General features: G+C 74.5%; 15 protein-coding genes. 7 read left to right on the forward strand and 8 right to left on the reverse strand.

Features of this window, described 5'->3' with window-relative positions:
• The first annotated feature begins 23 nt into the window (after window positions 1-23).
• The gene (locus WIS52_RS10995) at window positions 24-1,484 is read left to right on the forward strand and encodes a glycosyltransferase family 39 protein (RefSeq protein WP_349298075.1); all 1,461 of its coding nucleotides are present in this window, start codon (window positions 24-26) and stop codon (window positions 1,482-1,484) included.
• Window positions 1,485-1,498: 14 nt separating this feature from the next.
• Here the strand turns inward: WIS52_RS10995 and lnt are convergent, their stop codons facing one another.
• The 4 genes from lnt to WIS52_RS11015 all read right to left on the reverse strand — a co-directional run bounded on the left by lnt (window position 1,499) and on the right by WIS52_RS11015 (window position 7,885).
• On the reverse strand, window positions 1,499-3,043 hold the full coding sequence (gene lnt, locus WIS52_RS11000; protein ID WP_349298076.1) for an apolipoprotein N-acyltransferase: 1,545 nt from the start codon (window positions 3,041-3,043) through the stop codon (window positions 1,499-1,501).
• A gap of 72 nt (window positions 3,044-3,115) precedes the next feature.
• Window positions 3,116-4,612 (reverse strand): polyprenol phosphomannose-dependent alpha 1,6 mannosyltransferase MptB, encoded by a 1,497-nt coding sequence (gene mptB / locus WIS52_RS11005; RefSeq protein WP_349298077.1) that lies wholly within the window; start codon window positions 4,610-4,612, stop codon window positions 3,116-3,118.
• A complete protein-coding gene (locus tag WIS52_RS11010) occupies window positions 4,609-6,612 on the reverse strand; it encodes a hypothetical protein (protein WP_349298078.1) in 2,004 nt (667 codons plus the stop codon). The genes mptB and WIS52_RS11010 overlap by 4 nt, the downstream gene beginning before the upstream one ends.
• A gap of 31 nt (window positions 6,613-6,643) precedes the next feature.
• Window positions 6,644-7,885, reverse strand: a complete 1,242-nt coding sequence (locus tag WIS52_RS11015; protein ID WP_349298079.1) for an ATP-grasp domain-containing protein — start codon at window positions 7,883-7,885, stop codon at window positions 6,644-6,646.
• 156 nt (window positions 7,886-8,041) lie between these two features.
• Between WIS52_RS11015 and WIS52_RS11020 the strand changes: the two genes are divergently transcribed.
• Both WIS52_RS11020 and WIS52_RS11025 read left to right on the forward strand, forming a co-directional pair.
• The gene (locus WIS52_RS11020; RefSeq protein WP_349298080.1) at window positions 8,042-8,983 is read left to right on the forward strand and encodes a zinc-binding dehydrogenase; all 942 of its coding nucleotides are present in this window, start codon (window positions 8,042-8,044) and stop codon (window positions 8,981-8,983) included.
• A 114-nt stretch (window positions 8,984-9,097) separates the two neighbouring features.
• The gene (locus tag WIS52_RS11025; RefSeq protein WP_349298081.1) at window positions 9,098-10,015 is read left to right on the forward strand and encodes an excalibur calcium-binding domain-containing protein; all 918 of its coding nucleotides are present in this window, start codon (window positions 9,098-9,100) and stop codon (window positions 10,013-10,015) included.
• 237 nt (window positions 10,016-10,252) lie between these two features.
• Here the strand turns inward: WIS52_RS11025 and WIS52_RS11030 are convergent, their stop codons facing one another.
• Window positions 10,253-10,747, reverse strand: a complete 495-nt coding sequence (locus WIS52_RS11030) for a class I SAM-dependent methyltransferase (RefSeq protein WP_349298082.1) — start codon at window positions 10,745-10,747, stop codon at window positions 10,253-10,255.
• Window positions 10,748-10,795: 48 nt separating this feature from the next.
• Between WIS52_RS11030 and WIS52_RS11035 the strand changes: the two genes are divergently transcribed.
• Window positions 10,796-11,224, forward strand: a complete 429-nt coding sequence (locus WIS52_RS11035; RefSeq protein ID WP_349298083.1) for a DUF1707 SHOCT-like domain-containing protein — start codon at window positions 10,796-10,798, stop codon at window positions 11,222-11,224.
• Between the two features lie 7 nt (window positions 11,225-11,231).
• Here the strand turns inward: WIS52_RS11035 and WIS52_RS11040 are convergent, their stop codons facing one another.
• A complete protein-coding gene (locus WIS52_RS11040; protein WP_349298084.1) occupies window positions 11,232-12,398 on the reverse strand; it encodes an LLM class flavin-dependent oxidoreductase in 1,167 nt (388 codons plus the stop codon).
• A 166-nt stretch (window positions 12,399-12,564) separates the two neighbouring features.
• On the opposite strand from WIS52_RS11040, the gene WIS52_RS11045 reads away from it, so the two are divergent.
• The gene (locus tag WIS52_RS11045; protein WP_349298085.1) at window positions 12,565-13,155 is read left to right on the forward strand and encodes a TetR/AcrR family transcriptional regulator; all 591 of its coding nucleotides are present in this window, start codon (window positions 12,565-12,567) and stop codon (window positions 13,153-13,155) included.
• Between the two features lie 33 nt (window positions 13,156-13,188).
• Here WIS52_RS11045 and WIS52_RS11050 read toward each other — a convergent pair whose 3' ends face one another.
• Window positions 13,189-13,590: a hypothetical protein gene (locus WIS52_RS11050; RefSeq protein WP_349298086.1), complete on the reverse strand. Its 402-nt coding sequence runs from the start codon at window positions 13,588-13,590 to the stop codon at window positions 13,189-13,191.
• A gap of 64 nt (window positions 13,591-13,654) precedes the next feature.
• Between WIS52_RS11050 and WIS52_RS11055 the strand changes: the two genes are divergently transcribed.
• Window positions 13,655-15,499 carry a prolyl oligopeptidase family serine peptidase gene (locus WIS52_RS11055; protein WP_349298087.1) on the forward strand — a complete coding sequence of 615 codons (1,845 nt, stop codon included), beginning with the start codon at window positions 13,655-13,657 and terminating at the stop codon, window positions 15,497-15,499.
• Here WIS52_RS11055 and arsC read toward each other — a convergent pair.
• Window positions 15,496-15,840 (reverse strand): arsenate reductase (glutaredoxin), encoded by a 345-nt coding sequence (gene arsC / locus WIS52_RS11060; protein WP_349298088.1) that lies wholly within the window; start codon window positions 15,838-15,840, stop codon window positions 15,496-15,498. The two genes, WIS52_RS11055 and arsC, sit on opposite strands and share 4 nt — an antisense overlap.
• A 116-nt stretch (window positions 15,841-15,956) precedes the next feature.
• Here arsC and WIS52_RS11065 point away from each other — a divergent pair, with 116 nt between their 5' ends.
• A complete protein-coding gene (locus tag WIS52_RS11065) occupies window positions 15,957-17,231 on the forward strand; it encodes an MFS transporter (protein ID WP_349298089.1) in 1,275 nt (424 codons plus the stop codon).
• Window positions 17,232-17,266: the final 35 nt, after the last annotated feature.

Below are 17,266 nucleotides of genomic sequence, written 5' to 3' on the forward strand. Positions count from 1 at the left end.
ATAACGATCTAGAGTCGAGTTCCGTGCAGGCGCTCCGCGATCCGCTGGCCGACATCGCGTGGCGGAGCCTTCTGCTGACGGGCGTGGGGTCCGGCCTGCTCCTGCTCGTCACCGCGGGCCGGTACGGCTACCACCGCGACGAGCTCTACTTCCTCCGCTCGGGCCGGGAGCCGGGATGGGGCCACGCCGACAACGGTCCGCTCACCCCGCTGATCGCCCGGACCATGGACACGATCACGCAGGGGTCGCTGGTGGGGCTGCGACTGCCGGCGGTGCTGATGGCGGTGCTCACCGTCGTCCTGACCGGGGTCATCGCGCGCGAGCTCGGGGCCGGGCGCGGCGCGCAGGTGCTCGCCGCGGCCTGCATGGGCGGCTCGGCGGTGCTGATGCGGGTCGACCACACGCTGGCGACGGCGTCGCTGGACCTGCTCGTCTGGACGACCGTGTCCTGGCTGGCCGTGCGGGCCCTGCGGGACGAGTCCGCCCGGGACTGGCTACTGGCCGGCCTGGTCGCCGGGATCGGCCTGCAGAACAAGTGGCAGCCCGCGTTCCTGCTCGCCGCCCTGCTCGTCGGGATCCTGCTCCTCGGCCCGCGCGCGGCGCTGCGCTCGCCCTGGCCGTGGCTCGCGGGACTGCTCGCGCTGCTGCTGTGGGCACCGAACCTCTGGTGGCAGGCGACGCACGGCTGGCCCCAGCTCGAGCTGTCGTCGGCGATCGCCGCGGGCGGCTCGCACACCAGCGAGCCCTGGTACCTGTTCGCCCCCTATCAGCTGGTGCTGGTCAGCCCGCTGCTGTTCCCGGTGTGGGCGGTGGGCTGGTGGCAGCTGCTGCGCAACCCGCGACTGGCCCCGTTCCGCGGGTTCGCCGTGGCCTACGTGCTGCTCGTCGCGGTGTTCACGGTGACCGGCGGCAAGCCGTACTACCTGGCCGGCCTCTACCCGGTGCTGCTCGCCGCGGGCGCCGGAACGATCCTCGCCGCCCTGAGCGTGCGCACCACGGTGTCCACGCTGGCGGTCTCGACGGCGATCATGACCGTGCTGTCGCTCCCGGTCCTGCCCGACCGGATGGCGACGGCCGGACCGCTGCGGGTGATCAACCCCGACGCTGGTGAACAGATCGGCTGGCCCGCCTACGTCGCCACGATCCGCGACGTCCGGGCGGCGCAGCCGGAGTCGCGGGTCGCGGTGCTGACCGCGAACTACGGCCAGGCCGGCGCCGTCGACCACCTCGCCCCCGAGCTCGGCCCGGCGTACAGCGGGCACAACTCCTACTGGGACTGGGGGCCGCCGCCGGCGGACACCGAGGCGGTGATCGTCGTCGGGATGCCGGAGGGTGAGCTGCGCCGGGTGTTCGCCGACGTCCGGCTCGCCGCGGTGATCGACACCGGGGTCCGGAACCAGGAACGGGGCACCGAGGTGCACGTCGTCCGCGGGCAGCTGGTGTCGTGGGCCGAGCTGTGGCCGCACGTGCGTCACGTCGGCTGACGACCGCCGGCGCGTCACCCGCCGGCCGCGCCCCGCCGGCGTCGGGCCAGGAACCCCGCCATGCACGCCGCCAGCGCGGTGGCCGCGAAGCCGGCCTCGACCCACCCACCGATCCGGGTCGCCGGCGTGATGTCGGTGCGCAGCGGCACGGTCTCGACCATCGTGTCGGCGGTGTACATCCCGGTGGACCGGGCGACGCTGCCGTCCGGCTCGACCACCGCGCTCACCCCGCTCAACGCCGCGACGACGACGGCGCGGCCGTTCTCGACCGCGCGCAGCCGGGCCATGCCGAGCTGCTGGTAGGTCATCTCGCTCTGCCCGAACCAGGCGTTGTCGGTGGGCACGACGAGCATCTGCGCCCCGTCCTGGGTGCCCTCCCGCAGGACCCAGTCGTAGGCGACCTCGTAGCAGATCCCCAGGCCGACCCGGGTGCCCGCGACGTCGAGCACGCCCGGCCGGGTCCCCGCCCGCATGTCGGCCCACTCGTCGAAGTCGACGAACGGGGTGACGGCGGAGGAGATCGAGCGGAAGGGGATGCGCTCGGAGAACGGGACGAGCTCCTGCTTGGCGTACCGCTCCCCCGCCCCGGTGACCGGGTCCCACTCCACGACCGAGTTCTCGGTGCCCCCGTCCCCACGGAAGATCGCGCCGACCAGGGCCGGCACGCCCAGGTCGGCCACCGCCCGGTCGACGACCGGGTCCCGGCCGTCGGTCGAGGTGGATCCCTCCGGCCACACCACGAAGTCCGGACGCGGCACGGTGCCCGCCCGGATCTCGCCCGCCAGCCCGGCGTTGACGGACAGCGTGTTCCGGCGGACCTCGGCGCGCTGGCCGAGCAGCCCGAGGCCGTCGTCCGGCGCGTTGCCCTGAACCGTCCCGACGGTCCGGGTCCCGGCCTGGGCGTCGGTCGGCGGGGCGGGCACGACCACCAGGGCGATCGCGATCACCAGCACCGGCACCGCCCGCCGGATCTCGCGGGGACGGGTGAGCAGCGCGGCGACGCAGAACCCGCTCGCGACGACGGCGAAGGTCACCAGCGTGGCACCGCCGTAATGCGCGAGCGGCAGGTACGGGCCGTCGACCTGGCCGAACGCGACCCTGCCCCAGGGGAAGCCGTTGAGCGGGGTCCGGCCGCGCAGCGACTCCTGGAGCACGAACAGCGCCGCCGCCCACAGCGGCGCGCCGGGCAGCCGGGTCACCAGCGTGACCCCGGCGCCGTAGGCGGCCAGGAACGCCGCCATCACCGCGGACAGGCCCAGCCACGGCCACGGCCCGAACTGGGCGCCGAGGAAGTCCTGGATCCAGAGCAGGTGCGGCAGGAAGAACGCCATCCCGAACACGAACCCGAGCACCGCGCCGCGGCGGGCGCGCACGCCCTGCAGGGCCCACCAGAGCAGCGCGAAGGCGGGCAGCGCCGTCCACCACAGCGTCCGGGGCGGGAACGCGAGGAAGAGCAGCAGGCCCGCCAGGACGACGGCGCCGTCCCGCCAGAGGACGCGGGCCGCCCTGCGCAGCCGGTCCGGCTGCACGGCCGGACGCCCGCCCACCACGCTGCTCATCGCTTCCTCCGAGATCGCCCGACACCACCATGCTCGGTCACCGGCCCGGGCGGGGTTCTCCCGGGTGGGACGTCACACCGGTGCGAGCTCGGCCGGCGCGTCGGCGGCGGTCCGGCGGAGCAGCACGTACCCGACGGCGACGACGAGCGCGGCGACCGCGTAGCCGCCGACCAGCAACCCGGCCCGCCCGCTGAAGTCCCCCGCGAGCGGCGGCAGCAGCACGGCGAACACTCCGGCGACGACGCCGATCCGGGCGTGTGTGCGGACCGCGAGCGGCGCCGCGGCGAGCGGCAGCACGGCCCACAGCAGGTACCAGGGGTGCAGGACCGGCCCCAGGGCGACCGCGACCGCGAGGATCGCGCCGAGCGCGGTGACCGGGCCGATCCGGCCGCGCCACTGCCGGAGCAGGAGCCACCCGATACCGGCCACGACGAGCACGAGCCCGGTGACCCGGCCGGCGTCGATCACGGCCCGGGAGAGCGCGGCGCCGTCCGCGCCGAGCACCGCTCCGACCCCGCCGGCCAGGAATCCGGGCCAGTTGGTCGGCGCCATCCAGCTGTCGAGCGTGCCCGGGGTCGTCATCGACCGGGTCCAGGTGAACCCGACTCCGGTCGGCCCCGACACCGCGACCGCCACCGCCACCAGGGACAGCAGCATTCCCATCGCACTGACGAGAAGGGTGCGGGCGCGGTCGGCGAGCGCGACGCCGATCACCGCCAGGCCGACCACCACCGGGGCCTTGACGAGCGCACCGAGACACACGAGCACGACCCCGAGCGCGAGCGGCCCCCACCTCGGCCGATCGCCGGGAGCGGGCCTGCCGGAACGGGCGTCGGCACGGCCCGGGAGCGCCTGCAGGGCCAGCACCGTCCCGGCGAGCGCGAGCCCCAGCATCAGCGCGTCGTTGTGCAAGCCCGCCACCAGGTGCCACAGCACCAGCGGGTTGAGCACCCCGAGCCACAGCGCGGTCGCCGGTGCGGCACCGGACAGCGCGCAGAGCCGCGGCACCGCCCAGACGAGCGCGACGAGGCCCAGCACCGCGGCGAGCCGGTGCAGTCCCACACCCACGACCAGGTCGCCGTCGGCGATCCCGGCGATCGACCGGGAGAGCACGGTGGACACCGGCCCGTACGGCGACGGCGAGTCCGTCCAGTACCCGTCGACGCGGCCGAGCACCGCGGAGTCCGCCGGGAGCCCGGTGGCCGGTCCGACGACGTGCGGGTCCAGGCCGCGGCGGGCCACCTCACCCTGGGCGAGATAGCTGTAGACGTCCCGGCTGAACAGCGGCGGGGCGAACAGCAGCGGCGCGGTCCACGCCGCCAGCGTCCGCACCGACCAGGCCGGCGACGGTGCCGGTCCGCGCAGGACGGGCCGGCCGAGCAGGGCCCAGGCCAGCACGAGCAACCCGGTCCCGGCGACGCCGCCGGCGAGCGCGAACGCGCCCACGACCGGTGCCCCGGCCGTCACCCCCGCCCAGGCCGACACCGTCAGCAGCGCCGCGCCCCCGGCCCCCGTCCACCGCAGGGCCGAGGCACCGCGGGGTGGGCGCGGCGGGCCCGCCGCGCTCACCCGGGCTGGTCGTCGGGGAGCCGGTCGGCCCCCCAGCTCCGCCGCATGTAGCCGACGATCCCCTCGACGTCCTCGGCGGGCACCCGCTCGGGCTCCCCGCGCTCCAGCGGGTCGACGTGGAAGATGTAGAGCCGCGACGCGAACTGGTCGAACGGCAGCGAGCCCTCACCGAACCGCTCGCCGTTGCCCGCCGTGCCGACGACGACGCCGTCGCCCCAGTCCTGCCCGCTGTCGTTGTTCGGGTTGTAGAAGTAGACCCGCATGACGTTCTGCGGGTCCGGCGCCACCCGCAGGATCGTGATCGCGTGCCAGCCGACGTAGCGGGCCGCCGAGTCGGTGACGGCGACCCCGGCGGGCTGCGGGTGGATCAGCGGCTGCCCCCCGTTGTACGACGGGTGGTAGCCGGCGTGGAAGGCGCGCACGAACCCGTCGAGGTCGACCAGGTTCCCGGTGCCGACGTCGACGTTGATGTGGAACCCGCGGGCCGCCCACCAGCCGTGGAACTCGGGGTTGACCCAGCGGTGCGGGTCGCCCGGGCGGCCGGCGCACTGCCGCCCCATCTCGGCGTAGATCCGGTCCAGGTGCGGCACGACCAGCAGCGACACCGGGTCGAGGTCGATCGGCATCGCCGTCGCGACCCCGCCGGTGCTCTGCACCGACGAGATCGGCTTCCCCTCGAAGTGCATGGTGATCTCGTCGTCGCGGGCCGCCCAGACGACCATCTGCAGCAGGTAGTCCGGGTCGTTGTAGGCCCACATCGACAGCGCGCGCGCCGACTGGCAGGTCGGGTTGTCACCCTGCCCGACGCCGAGCGGCAGGCCGAGCATCGACAGCACACCCGCGAGCAGTCGCGTCTCGGGCCCCGGGGTGTCGCCGAACGCCTCGGTCAGCCGCTCGCGCGCGGACGGCGAGAGGGTCAGCGCGATCTGCCGCCACAGCCCCGGCACCACCGGCGGCTCGTAGAGGATGCCCCGGTCGAGCAGCAGCGCGAGCCCGTAGATGCACTGCGCGGTCTGCGGGGTCACCGCCTCCTCGACGAGCCGGTGCACCAGGTCCCGGAACCGCATCAGGCAGTTCTTGCCGGTGTCGGACAGGCCGAGCGCCTCGGCGAGCAGGTAGTCGCTCTCGTGCCGCAGGAACTGCAGCAGCTCCGCGTGGTACGGCGAGACCAGCCCGGTGTCGTGCATGGCCCGGGCGAACCCGGAGGCCTCGTACTGCAGGCCCGCGGAGTCCATCGCCTCCAGCCGGGACCGGAAGACCTCCAGACCGGGGTCGTCGCGGGAGGCCTCGCTGGTCCCGAACAGGGCGGTGATGAGCCGGTCCACCCCCTGGCCCGACGACACCAGGTCGACGCTCGGGTCCCCCCGCCACACCGCGATCCGGGTGATCAGCGAGACCACCTGGTCCACCTGGATGGGACGCTGGCGCAGGATCCGCCAGATCTCGTCGACCAGCTTGTCCAGGACGACGTCGTAGCCGATCTCGTCGGCGATGTGCCGGAACAGGTCCCGGATGAGCTGGGCGGTGCGGCCCTGCCGGGTCCGCTCCGCCTCGGTCGGCGGGGTGAACAGCAGCTCGAGGTTCATCGCCAGCACCTGGGACAGGAACTGGCGCGCATCGGCCGCGGAGATGCTCGGGTGGTCGTACTCCCCGCGGGCGACCGCGAGCATCCGCAGCTCGCTGGTCGCCTCCATCACCACGGTGTCGGCCTCGCCGCTGTGCAGGCCCGGCCCGACGAACGAGGGCACCAGGATCTCCGGGGAGGCCCAGTCCGTCCCGAGGAACAGACCGGCCTCCTCGAGGCCCTGCGCCCGGGTCTGGACGGCGGCGGCGCCGCCGGGCTGCAGCAGCACGCGGCGTAGCTGCTCCAGCACCCGGCGGAGCTTCGTCGTCTTGCCGAAGTCCGGGGTCCGGTCCAGCTCCCGGATGGCGTCGTCCAGCGAGGTCAGGCGCCGCTGGAGCACCGGCGACCCGCTCGCGACGTCGACGTTCGGTTTCACACGGCTTCTCTCTGTCGGGACGTCGGCGTGCTCACACGTAGAAGTCGAGGTCCTCCTGCTTCTTCAACAGGTCCCGCATCGTGTACGGGTCGTCGCCGAAGAAGTAGAGCAGACCCCAGTGGGTGCCGAACGCCGTCCTCTTGGTGACCGTCTCCTCCAACGGCGCCGACAGGTCGTGCGACTCGTAGTAGTCGTGGTCCTCGGTCTCCTCGGGGATCTGCAGGTTGCTGACGACGCGGCGGCGCGGGTAGACGCCGAAGCACCCGGCGACCCCGTCGGCGTCGACGACCTCCCGCGGGAAGAACGCGTCGATCTCCTCCTCGGTGGTCTTCGGGTCGAACGCCAGCACGAGCCCCTGATAGGCGTTGAACCCGTAGGCCCGCTCCAGCAGCTCGAAGACCTTGAAGCCCGGCGGCCGGTAGGCGACCTCGCCGAAGTACATCTCGCCGTCGCTGGTGACGAAGTACTCCGGGTGCACGAACCCGAACTCGATGTCGAAGGTCTTGATGAGCTTCTCGATCTGCGCGGTGATCTGCGCCCGGTACCGCTCCAGTTCGGGAGTCGCCGGGACGAACACCGAATAGCCGAGCGTGACGTACTCGGAGATGTTCAGGAACTTGATCTTGCCGTTGTGGATCCACGCCTCGACGGCGAACTCCCAGCCGTCCAGGTGCGACTCCATCAGGACCGGGAACTCCTCGTCCGGGATGGTGTCGATCTCGTCCGGGGTGCGGATCACCCGGTGCCCGAGGCAGCCGGCCTTGTCGAAGGCCTTGAGGTGGATCGGGTCGTTCGGGTCACCGTCGAGCTTGAGCAGCGTCTGGTTGACCCGCTTGAGGAACCGGATCACGTCCTCACGGTCGTGAGCCTCCTCGAAGATGCCCACCCGGATCCCGCCCAGCTGCGCGCGGCGCTTCATCAACGCCTTGTCCCGCAACAACATCGCTTGCCCGAACAGGCGGGGGTTGTCCAGCAGCACGGAGTTGATCGCGCCCGCCCACTCGACGGTCTCCTCGAACAGCGGGATCGCGACGTCGACGCCACGGTCGCGCAACGTCTCGGCGATCTCCATCGACCGGTCGTTGAGCCGCTCGAAGTTCCACGGCAGGTAGGGGATGTCGTGCTGGGTGCAGTACTCCTCGGCCCAGTCCGGCGCGACGACGACATAGCGACGATCGAACCGGTCCAATGCCTCGATCGCGTTCAGACTCCACCCGAGAAGCGCCACATAGCCCTTCTCAGGATTCTTCTCGAGCGATTCGGATCGAGGCATCGATGAATTTCCCTCCGCGCCGGTGGCGTCCATTTTGTGGATCTTCCCGCCGGGACCTTACCTGCTGCCTGCGGGATCGGCCGGGCCCGTGCCGAGACGCCCGGGCGGAATCCGGTCCACAATCGACGACGACGCGGGCGACGACGAGGAGGCGCGGTGCGACGGGTGGTCTGCCGGGAGTTCGCCGATCCGGAACGGCTGGAGGTCGTCGAGGAACCCGATCCCGTCCCCGCGCCGGGTGAGGTCGTGGTCGAGGTGGAGGCCGCGGCCGTCGCCTTCGTCGACGGCCTGATCGCGCGCGGCGGCTACCAGCTCCGCCCGCCGCTGCCCTTCACCCCGGGCAGCGCGGTGGCCGGGACGGTCGCCGGCACCGGCCGCCGGGTGGCCGCACTGATGCCATCGTTCGGCGGATTCGCGACGCACGTCACCGTGCCCGCCGACGCCGTCGTGCCGGTCCCGGACGGGGTCGGCGCCGGGACCGCGGCGTCGACGATGGAGGGCTACGGGACCGTGTCCTACGCGCTGACCCACCGCGTCGCGGTGCGTCCCGGTGAGCGGGTCGTCGTGCTGGGCGCCGGCGGCGGGATCGGGCTGGCCGCCGTCGACTGCGCCCGCGCCGGGGGCGCCCGCGTGCTCGCCGTGGCCTCCACCGGGGACAAGCGCCGCGCCGCGCTCGCGGCCGGGGCCGAGGCCGCCATCGGCTACGACGACCTGAAGGACGCGATCCGGGCGCACACCGGCGGCGGCGCGGACGTCGTCGTCGACCCGGTGGGCGGGCCGTCCGCGGAGGCCGCGCTGCGGGCGCTGGATGCCGGCGGCCGGTTCTGCGTCGTCGGGTTCACCTCGGGCGAGATCCCCCGGCTGCCGGCCAACGTGGTGCTCCTGCGGAACCGGACCGTGGTCGGCGTCGACTGGGGCGACTGGTCGCGCACCGACCCGGCCGCCGCCCGGGACCTGGCCGACGCGGTGCTGGGTCGGATCGGGCGCGGGGAGCTGCGCCCGCCCGAGCCGGAACCGGTGCCGCTCGACGACGCGGGCCGCGCGCTGCGGCGCTACGCCGAGCGGACCGCCGTCGGGAAGCTCGTGCTCGTCCCCTGATCGACCGCGTTGCGTCACCGCCTCCGCAATGTTGACGACGGTGGGTAATGACACGGGCACGTCTCGCGATACCTGCATGCCGGGCACAGGCCCGGCCACCGCGAGAGGAACCCGATGACGACCTCGCTCGACACCGCCCTCACCCAGCCGATCCGCGTCCCGGACCGGCGCAACTCCCGGGCCACGGCCGGGTTCTGGCTGGGGATCCTGAGCCTGCTCGTCGGCTGGTTCCCGCTGCTCGGATTCGTCGTCACGGTGCCGGCGGTGGCGCTGTCCTGGGAGGGGCGCGTCCGCCACCGCACGGGTCGTGCCGCGACGCCGGGGCGCAGCGGTGCCGGACTGGCGATGGGTGTCGCCGGGAGCCTGCTCTGCGTGCTCACGACCGTCGTCGCGTTCGTCGGGGCGGCCGTCGCCCCGACGCCGGCCGCCGACCTCTCCGCCGCACCGGTCGCGCCGGTCGCACCGGTCGAGCTGGCCGTCCCGGACGTCGTCGGGATGGACGGGGTGCGGGCACGGGAGGCGCTCTCGGCGGCCGGGTTCCGCTCCGTCGTCGCCGGTCCGGCGTCCGGCCCCGCGGACGGTGTGGCGCCCGGGACCGTGACGGCCCAGGAGCCGGCGGCCGACGTCCTCGCCGGCCCGGACGACACGATCACCCTGAACGAGGCCGCCGCCGCCCCGGCCCCTCCGCCGTCCCCGCCGCTCGCGGCCGCGCCGCCCACGGAGGACGGCGCTCCGGGCCCGGCCGCCGCGCCGCGAGCGGTCGCCGCCCCGGCGCCGAAGCCGGCCCCTGCTCCGGCACCCGCCCGTGCTCCGGCGCCTGCGCCTGCGCCGAGACCCGCCGCCGCACCCGCGCCGAGACCGGTTCCGGCTCCTGCCCCGGCTCCGGCTGCTCCGGCCGGCGGTGGCTCGGCTCACTACGCGAACTGCGACGCCGTCCGGGCCGCGGGCAAGGCGCCGCTGCTCGCCGGGCAGCCGGGCTACCGCGCGGGTCTCGACCGCGACGGCGACGGGGTCGCCTGCGAGCGGGGCTGACGCCCGGATCCCCGTCCCCCGGGGGTCCGCCGGTGGCCACACCCGCTGCGGACACGGCGCCGTCCCGGACGCGCCGCGACCCTTCCGCGCCCGCCGCGACCCTCGCGGAGGTCGCGGCACCCGGCAGCGGTCGGTCGCGGCAGCCGGCGGTCGGTCGCGGCACGCGGCGGCGGGTCGCGGCCGGATCGCCGAGCCCACCCGACCACCGCGGTGGCGACGGCTCACTGCGCCACCGGATCACCGCGGCCGCGCGGTCACCCCGGCCCCGCCGTCGCCGGCGACCGGCTCCACCGACCAGCCGTGCCGCTCCAGGCCGGCCGTCACCGCGGCCGGCGGCGGCCCTTCGTACAGCACGTGCAGCACCCCGCCCGGTGTCAGCGCCCGCCGGAGCACGGCGAGCTCGGCGCCCGGGTCGCCGGTCCAGAACAGGTTGACGTTCACGGTGAAGGCGATGTCCACCGAGGAGCCCGGCACCTCGAGACCGGCCAGCGTGGACGGACGCACCTCCAGCACGCCGTTCGCGACGTGGACGGCGTTGCGCTCGGTCGTCCGCGCGACGGCGACGGTCGACCGGTCCACCGCCAGCATCCGGCCTCCACCGGTCAGCCGCGGGCACAGCACCTCCGCCGCCGCGCCCGGCCCGCACCCGATCTCCAGCACCCGGGCCGACGCCCCCGGGTCGACCACGGCCGCCGCGAACCGGACCCGCTCCGGCACCACCCGTCCCGCCACGCCGATCAGCGTGGCACGAGCCGGACGGCAGCAGGCATCATCGGGTGCGTGAACCAGCCGGCCCGCCCCGAGGACGTCCGGATCTCCGATGCCGACCGGCAGGCAGTGGCCGACCGGCTGCGTACGGCGCACGACGAGGGCTTCATCGACCTGTCCGAGTTCGACGAGCGGGTCGCCGAGGTGTGGCGGATGCGCACCCGCGGCGAGCTGGGCCGGGTGACCCGCGACCTGCCCGCCCCGCGCCGGCAGCGGCGGGACGGGCTGGTGTTCGCCGACTCCGCGGGCGGCGTCACGATGAAGGTGCTGGCGATCATCTGGATGTGCCTGACCGCGGTCTCCGTGTCCGCCTGGGGCATCCTCGCGCTGACCGTGGACGTGACCTACCCGTGGTTCCTGTGGGTCGCCGCGCCGCCGGCCGCCGTCCTGCTCACGCTCTACGTGTCCGGGATCGGGCGGCCGCGGCGCGGCGACCGGTAGCGGCGGCCTACCGGGCGGTCTTCTCCTCCTCGTAGCGCTTGGTCATGGTGTCGACGGCGTCGACCTGGGTCTGCGCGTGTGCCTCCCGGGTCGACGACGCCCGGTCCCGCGCGGCGAGGGTGCCCGCGGCCTGGTTCTGGAACTCCGGCATCACGTACTGCGCGATCAGCTCCCACGATCGCTTGGTGGCCTCCGGGTTCGCCCACTCGTGACCGAGCAGCAGCATCGCGCCGAACCCGCCGGACTGCTCGACCAGCTTGCGGACCTGGGCCCGGGCGTCGGAGGGCGTGCCGATCGCGCCGATCCCGGCGTCGTTGATGAAGTCGATCATCTCCTTGACGTCGCCGCCCTCGACCGCCATCTGCGGGAACGCCGCGACCTTCTGGAAGTACCGGAACCAGTGCTCGATGCCGTACTCGACCTCCCGGTAGGCCTGCTCCCGGGTCTCGGCGACGTGCATGAGGCCCACGAGACGCCACTTCGAGCGGTCCGGCGCCGGCTGCCCGAAGTGCGCCGCCCGTTCCTCGACGACGTTCCAGTGGTGGGCCAGGGCGTCGAACCCGTCCTGGGTCAGCGTCGCGCCGATCGAGAGCAGCCCGACGCCGTGCTGCCCGGCCATCCGCGGCCCGGTCGGCGAGGCGACCGCGGCCACCGCGACGTCGAAGCAGGGATCCGAGTAGGGCGCGAGCTGCAGCTGGGCGTCGATCAGCGTGTGCGTCCTCGTCTGCTCGGTGACCACCTCGCCGCGCAGCAGCCGCATGATGATGTCGAGGTTCACCGCGAGCAGCTCGCGGGTGTCGGTCGGGTTCAGCCCGATCATCGCGGAGTCCGTCGGCAGCGAGCCCGGCCCGCAGCCCAGCATCGTCCGGCCGCGGGTCAGGTGGTCCAGCATCACCATGCGGTCGGCCACCCACAGCGGGTTGTGATACGCGATCGAGGTGACGCCGGTGCCCAGCTTGATGTGCCGGGTCCGCTCGGCCGCCGCGGCGATGAAGATCTCCGGCGAGGCGATGATCTCGGAGCCGGCCGAGTGGTGCTCACCGATCCAGGCCTCGTCGAAGCCGAGCCGGTCCAGGTGCTCGACGAGCTCCAGGTCGCGTTGCAGGGCCAGGGTCGGGTTCTGCCCGGGCTGGTGGAACGGGGCCAGGAAGGTGCCGAATCGCAGTCTGCCCACGGTGTCGTCTCCTCGTCGAGATCGTCGAGCGCGGCACCCGCTCCGTCGCGCGCACCGTCCACCTCCGTGGGTACCCGCCGTGACCAGGATCACGCAATCGGGCGACCGGGGGCGGGTGAACGCCCGGTGTACGGACGTCCGTGCCCGACCGATAGGTTCGCCGATCATGGGACACCGCGAGGAGCTGCTGGACGGGGCCGCGCAGTGCCTCTACGAGAAGGGCTTCGGCCGCACCACCGCGCGTGACGTCGTGGCGGCCTCCGGCACGAACCTCGCGTCCATCGGCTACCACTTCGGGTCCAAGGACGCGCTGCTCACCGAGGCGCTCCAGCGGGCGACCGACGCGTGGGGCGAGGAGCTGGACCGGGCGCTGGCCGAGCCGGCCACCGGCCCGTCGGACCCGGACCGCCGCGTCGAGGAGACCTGGGGCCGGGTCGTCTCGCTGTTCTCCACCCAGCGCCGGCTGTGGGCGACCCACGTCGAGGCCCTCGCCCAGGCCGAGCGGCTCCCCGAGCTGCGGGCCCGGCTCACCGAGGCCCAGCGCGAGGTGCGCGAGGGGCTGGCGCTGACCTTCCACACCCTGCCCGAGGACCCCGCGGCCGCGGACCGGCGCGCGCACGTCCTCGGCGCCGTCTACCAGGCGCTGCTCACCGGCGTCATGGTGCAGTGGCTGCTCGACCCGGAGACCGCACCGACCGGCGTCGACATCGCGGAGGGGCTGCGCGCGATCGCCGAGCGCGCCGACGCGTTCGCGTGAGGCGCCTGCGGCGCTCGTGAGCGGCGCAGCCGCCTAATGCCGGGGCTCGATCCGGCCGATCACCGTCCCGCCCCGGTCGGTGCCGGGCTCGGCGACCCGGACCGAGGCGTTCCCCAGCGCGAGGAACCGCACGGTGACGGTGCTGCCCGCGGTCACGTCCACCGCCCGTCCCTGCTCGGGGATCAGGACGCGCCGGGCGACGTCGCTGCCCACGGTCAGCACCACCGTGCTGCCCCGCGGCACGATCACCCGCGGCACCGGTCCGGGGTCCTCGCCGGAGCGGTGGTCGAGGTCGACCCGGGTCATACCGGCCTCCGCCGTCGCGACGACGGTCGGCCCGGCGGCCTCGGCGTCGCCGTGCACCACGCTGCAACCGGCGACGGCCGGCGTCGCCACCAGCAGCCCGGCGAGCAGCAGACGAACCGGCCTCCGCACGCACACAGCTTCCCACGACCCCCGCCCGGTGAATCCGGCTGCCGCGTTCGGCACGATCGGGTGCGTGACGTCGCACCCGATCGCTCCCGTGCCCGGCAAGCTCTTCGACGACGAGCGCGAGCAGCGCTGGCGGTCCCGGTTCACCGCCGTGCGGATGTCCCGGCCGTCCTGGGCGCTCGACGCGCCCGCGCACAACGTCTACGTCTCCAACGCCACCGGCACCTTCGAGATCCACGTCTGGGACCGCGACGCCGACGAGCACCGGCAGGTCACCGCGCGCCGCAACGGCACCACCTCGGCCGTCCTGCCGCCGGACGGTGCGGACGTCTGGTGGTTCGCCGACACCGACGGCGACGAGTTCGGGCACTGGGTCACCCAGCCGTGGTCGGCGGGGCCGGGCGCGGACACCACGCCCGCGGTCCCCGGAGCCGGCGACGGCTACCCGGCCGGACTCGAGATCGGCCGCCGGCGCACCGCCGTCGGCGTCTCGACCGACGACGGCACCACCCTGCTGGTGCACGAGCGCGGCTCCGCCGACGACGCCCGCGTCGTCTACACCCACACCGAGGACGCCGGGATCGGCGCACTGTCCGAGGACGAGACCCTGCTCGCGATCTCGCACTCCGAACACGGCGACTCCCGGCACCCGTCGCTGCGGGTGCTGCGGGTCTCCGACGGCGACCCCGAGGTCGTCGCGGAGCTGCACGACGGGCCGGGCAAGGGCCTGGCCGCGCTGGAGTTCGCCCCCGTCGCCGGGGACCAGCGGCTGCTGGTCTCGCACGAGCGCCACGGCCGCGAGGAGCTGCTGATCTGGGACCCGGCCACCGGCGAGGTCACCGAGCTGGCGCTCGACCTGCCCGGCGAGCTCGTCGCCGGCTTCACCCCGGACGCCTCGGCGCTGCTGGTCGCGCACACGCATGCCGCCCGCACCCGGCTGTACCGCTACGACCTGGCCCCGGGGACGCTCACCGAGCTCCCGGTGGCTCCCGGCTGCGTCGGCTCGGCCGAGGTCCGCGACGACGGCACGGTCGAGTACTCGGCGTCGTCCGCGGCGACCCCGTCGGTGATCCGCGCGCTGCGCCCGGACGGCACCGACGAGCTGCTGCTCGCACCGCCCGGCGAGCGCCCGCCCGGTTCGCTGCCGGTGCGCGACGTGTGGACCGCCGGCCCCGGCGGCGACGTGCACGCCCTCGTCGTGGAGGCCCCGCGCACCGGTGACGCCCCGGCGCCGGCGGTGTTCGTGCTGCACGGCGGCCCGCACGCCGCCGACGAGGACCGGTTCGACGCCGGCCGGGCCACCTGGGTCGAGGCCGGGTTCACCGTCGTCGAGATCAACTACCGGGGGTCGACCGGCTACGGCTCGGCCTGGCGGGACGCCATCGAGGGCCGCCCCGGGCTGACCGAGCTGGCCGACGTCGCCGCCGTGCAGGACGCGCTGGTCGCCGACGGGACCGTGGACGCCGCCCGCTGCGCCGTCGACGGCTGGTCCTGGGGCGGGTACCTGTCGCTGCTCGCCGCAGGTACCCAGCCGGAGCGGTGGGCCGCCGTCGTCGCCGGGGTGCCGGTGGCCGACTATCTCGCCGCCTACGCCGACGAGATGGAGCAGCTGCGCGCGTTCGACCGGGCGCTGTTCGGCGGGTCGCCCGAGGAGCTGCCGGAGCGCTACCGGGAGGCCTCGCCGCTGACCTACGTCGACGCCGTCCGGGTGCCGGTGCTGGTGCTGGCCGGGGAGAACGACCCGCGCTGCCCGATCCGGCAGATCGACAACTACCTGGACGCGCTGGCCGCCCGGGGTGACGTCGCCTACGAGGTCAGCCGGTTCGACGCGGGGCACGGCTCGCTGGTGGTGTCCGACCAGCTGGACCTGATCGCCACCGAGGTCGACTTCGTGCGGAGGGCCCTGGGCTAACCCTCCAGCAACGGCAGCACGTTCTCCGGCGGCCGGCCGAGGACGGCCCGGTCGCCGTCGCGCACCAGCGGCCGCTCGATCAGTCGCGGGTCGGCGGCCAGCGCGTCGAGCAGGGTCTCCCGGTCGGCCCCCTTCAACCCCTGCTCGCGGAACGCGGCCTCGCCGGTCCGGGTGAGCGCGAGCGGGTCGTCGGTGCCGAGCGCGGCCAGCGCGGCCTCCAGCTCGGCCCGCGACGGCGGGTCGTCGAGGTAGCGACGCACCGCCGGCTCGACGCCGTGCTCCTGCAGCAGGGCGAGCGTGGCGCGGCTCTTCGAGCAGCGCGGGTTGTGCCAGATCTCCACGGGCCGAGCCTAGGCCGTGCGCACCACGCGGGGCCGGCCGTTGAGTTGCGCATTGCAACGATCGTTTCTAGGGTCTCCTGCCTCCGATCGCCGGGACGGCGACGAGGGGAGACACGATGCCTCGATTCCCGGCCGGGCGGGTGCCGGCCCCGGACGCGCTTCCCCGGCTGAGCCGCGCCGTGGCCGTGGGCACCTTCGGTGTGCTCGCGATCGCCTACGGGCTGCACGGGATGGGCCGTCAGGTGTTCCCGGTGCTCCTGCCGGGGATCCGGGCCGACCTCGGCTTCGGCCTGGGCGCCGGCGGCTTCCTGGCCACCGTCTCCACGCTCGGCGTCGGGCTGGCCGGGATCCCGGCCGGCTACCTGCTCGCCCGGCTCTCCCGCCGCGCCGTGATGGCCGTGGGGATCCTGGTCTTCGCCGGGTGCACCGTGCTCACCGCCGTCGCGACCGGCGTGGGTGACATGGCGGTCTACCGGGCGTTGTCGGGAGTCGGCGAGGCGCTGCAGAACGTGGCGCTGTTCGCCGCGGTAGGCGCCTACTTCGCCGCGCACCGCGCGCTCGCCCTGGGCGGCCTGACCGTCGCCTACGGCATCGGCAGCTTCCTCGGCCCCGTCCTCGGTGTGCAGCTCGCCGGTGCCCTCGGCGGCTGGACCGCGCCGTTCTGGGTGTACGGCATGCTCGGGCTCGTCCTGGTCGTGGTGGTGGCGACCTTCGTCAGCCGGCGGTTCACCGAGCAGCCCGAGCCGACGTCCGACGAGCTCCCGGAGGAGACGGTCGCGCACGTCCCGGCGTCGCTGTACAACCGCAACCTCGTCCTGATCTCGATCACCGCGGCGATCGTCGGGGTGGCCACCTACGGCTACATCGCGCTCTATCCGACGTTCCTGCAGGAGCAGCTGGGCTTCGGCCCCGCCGCCACCGCGTCCGCCGCGGGCGTGTTCGGCCTCGGCGCGCTGGTGGCGCTGCCCGCGGGCCGGCTCGCCGACCGGTGGGACCCACGTGTGGTCGTCGCGGTCGCCCTGGTGGCCGGCGCCGGGGTGGGCCGGCTGCTGTTCCACGGCCCGCGTGATCTCGGCGGGCAGCTCGGGCTGTCGTTCGCGGAGGGTGCGGTGGCCGGTGGCGTGCTGTTCGTGACCCTGCACGCCGCCATGCAGCGGGCCGTGCGTCCCCCGATGGCCGGACGGGCCTCGGGCGTGTTCATCGCCGCGTTCCACGTCCCCGCCGCGTTCGCGGGGTACCTGTTCGGTGCGCTGGTCACGGCCGCCGGCTGGGCCGGCGCCGCCCTGTGGCAGCTGACGGTGCTGCCGCTGGCCGGCGCCGCCGTCGTGCTCCTCGTCGACGTGCGCCGGTTCGCGGACGCCGGCCCGGCCGGACCCGCCGGGGCGGAGTAGCCCGGACTCGTGAGTGGTTGTCGCGGCCGGAGCCA

Source organism: Pseudonocardia nematodicida (assembly GCF_040105385.1).
Classification (GTDB): domain Bacteria; phylum Actinomycetota; class Actinomycetes; order Mycobacteriales; family Pseudonocardiaceae; genus Pseudonocardia; species Pseudonocardia nematodicida.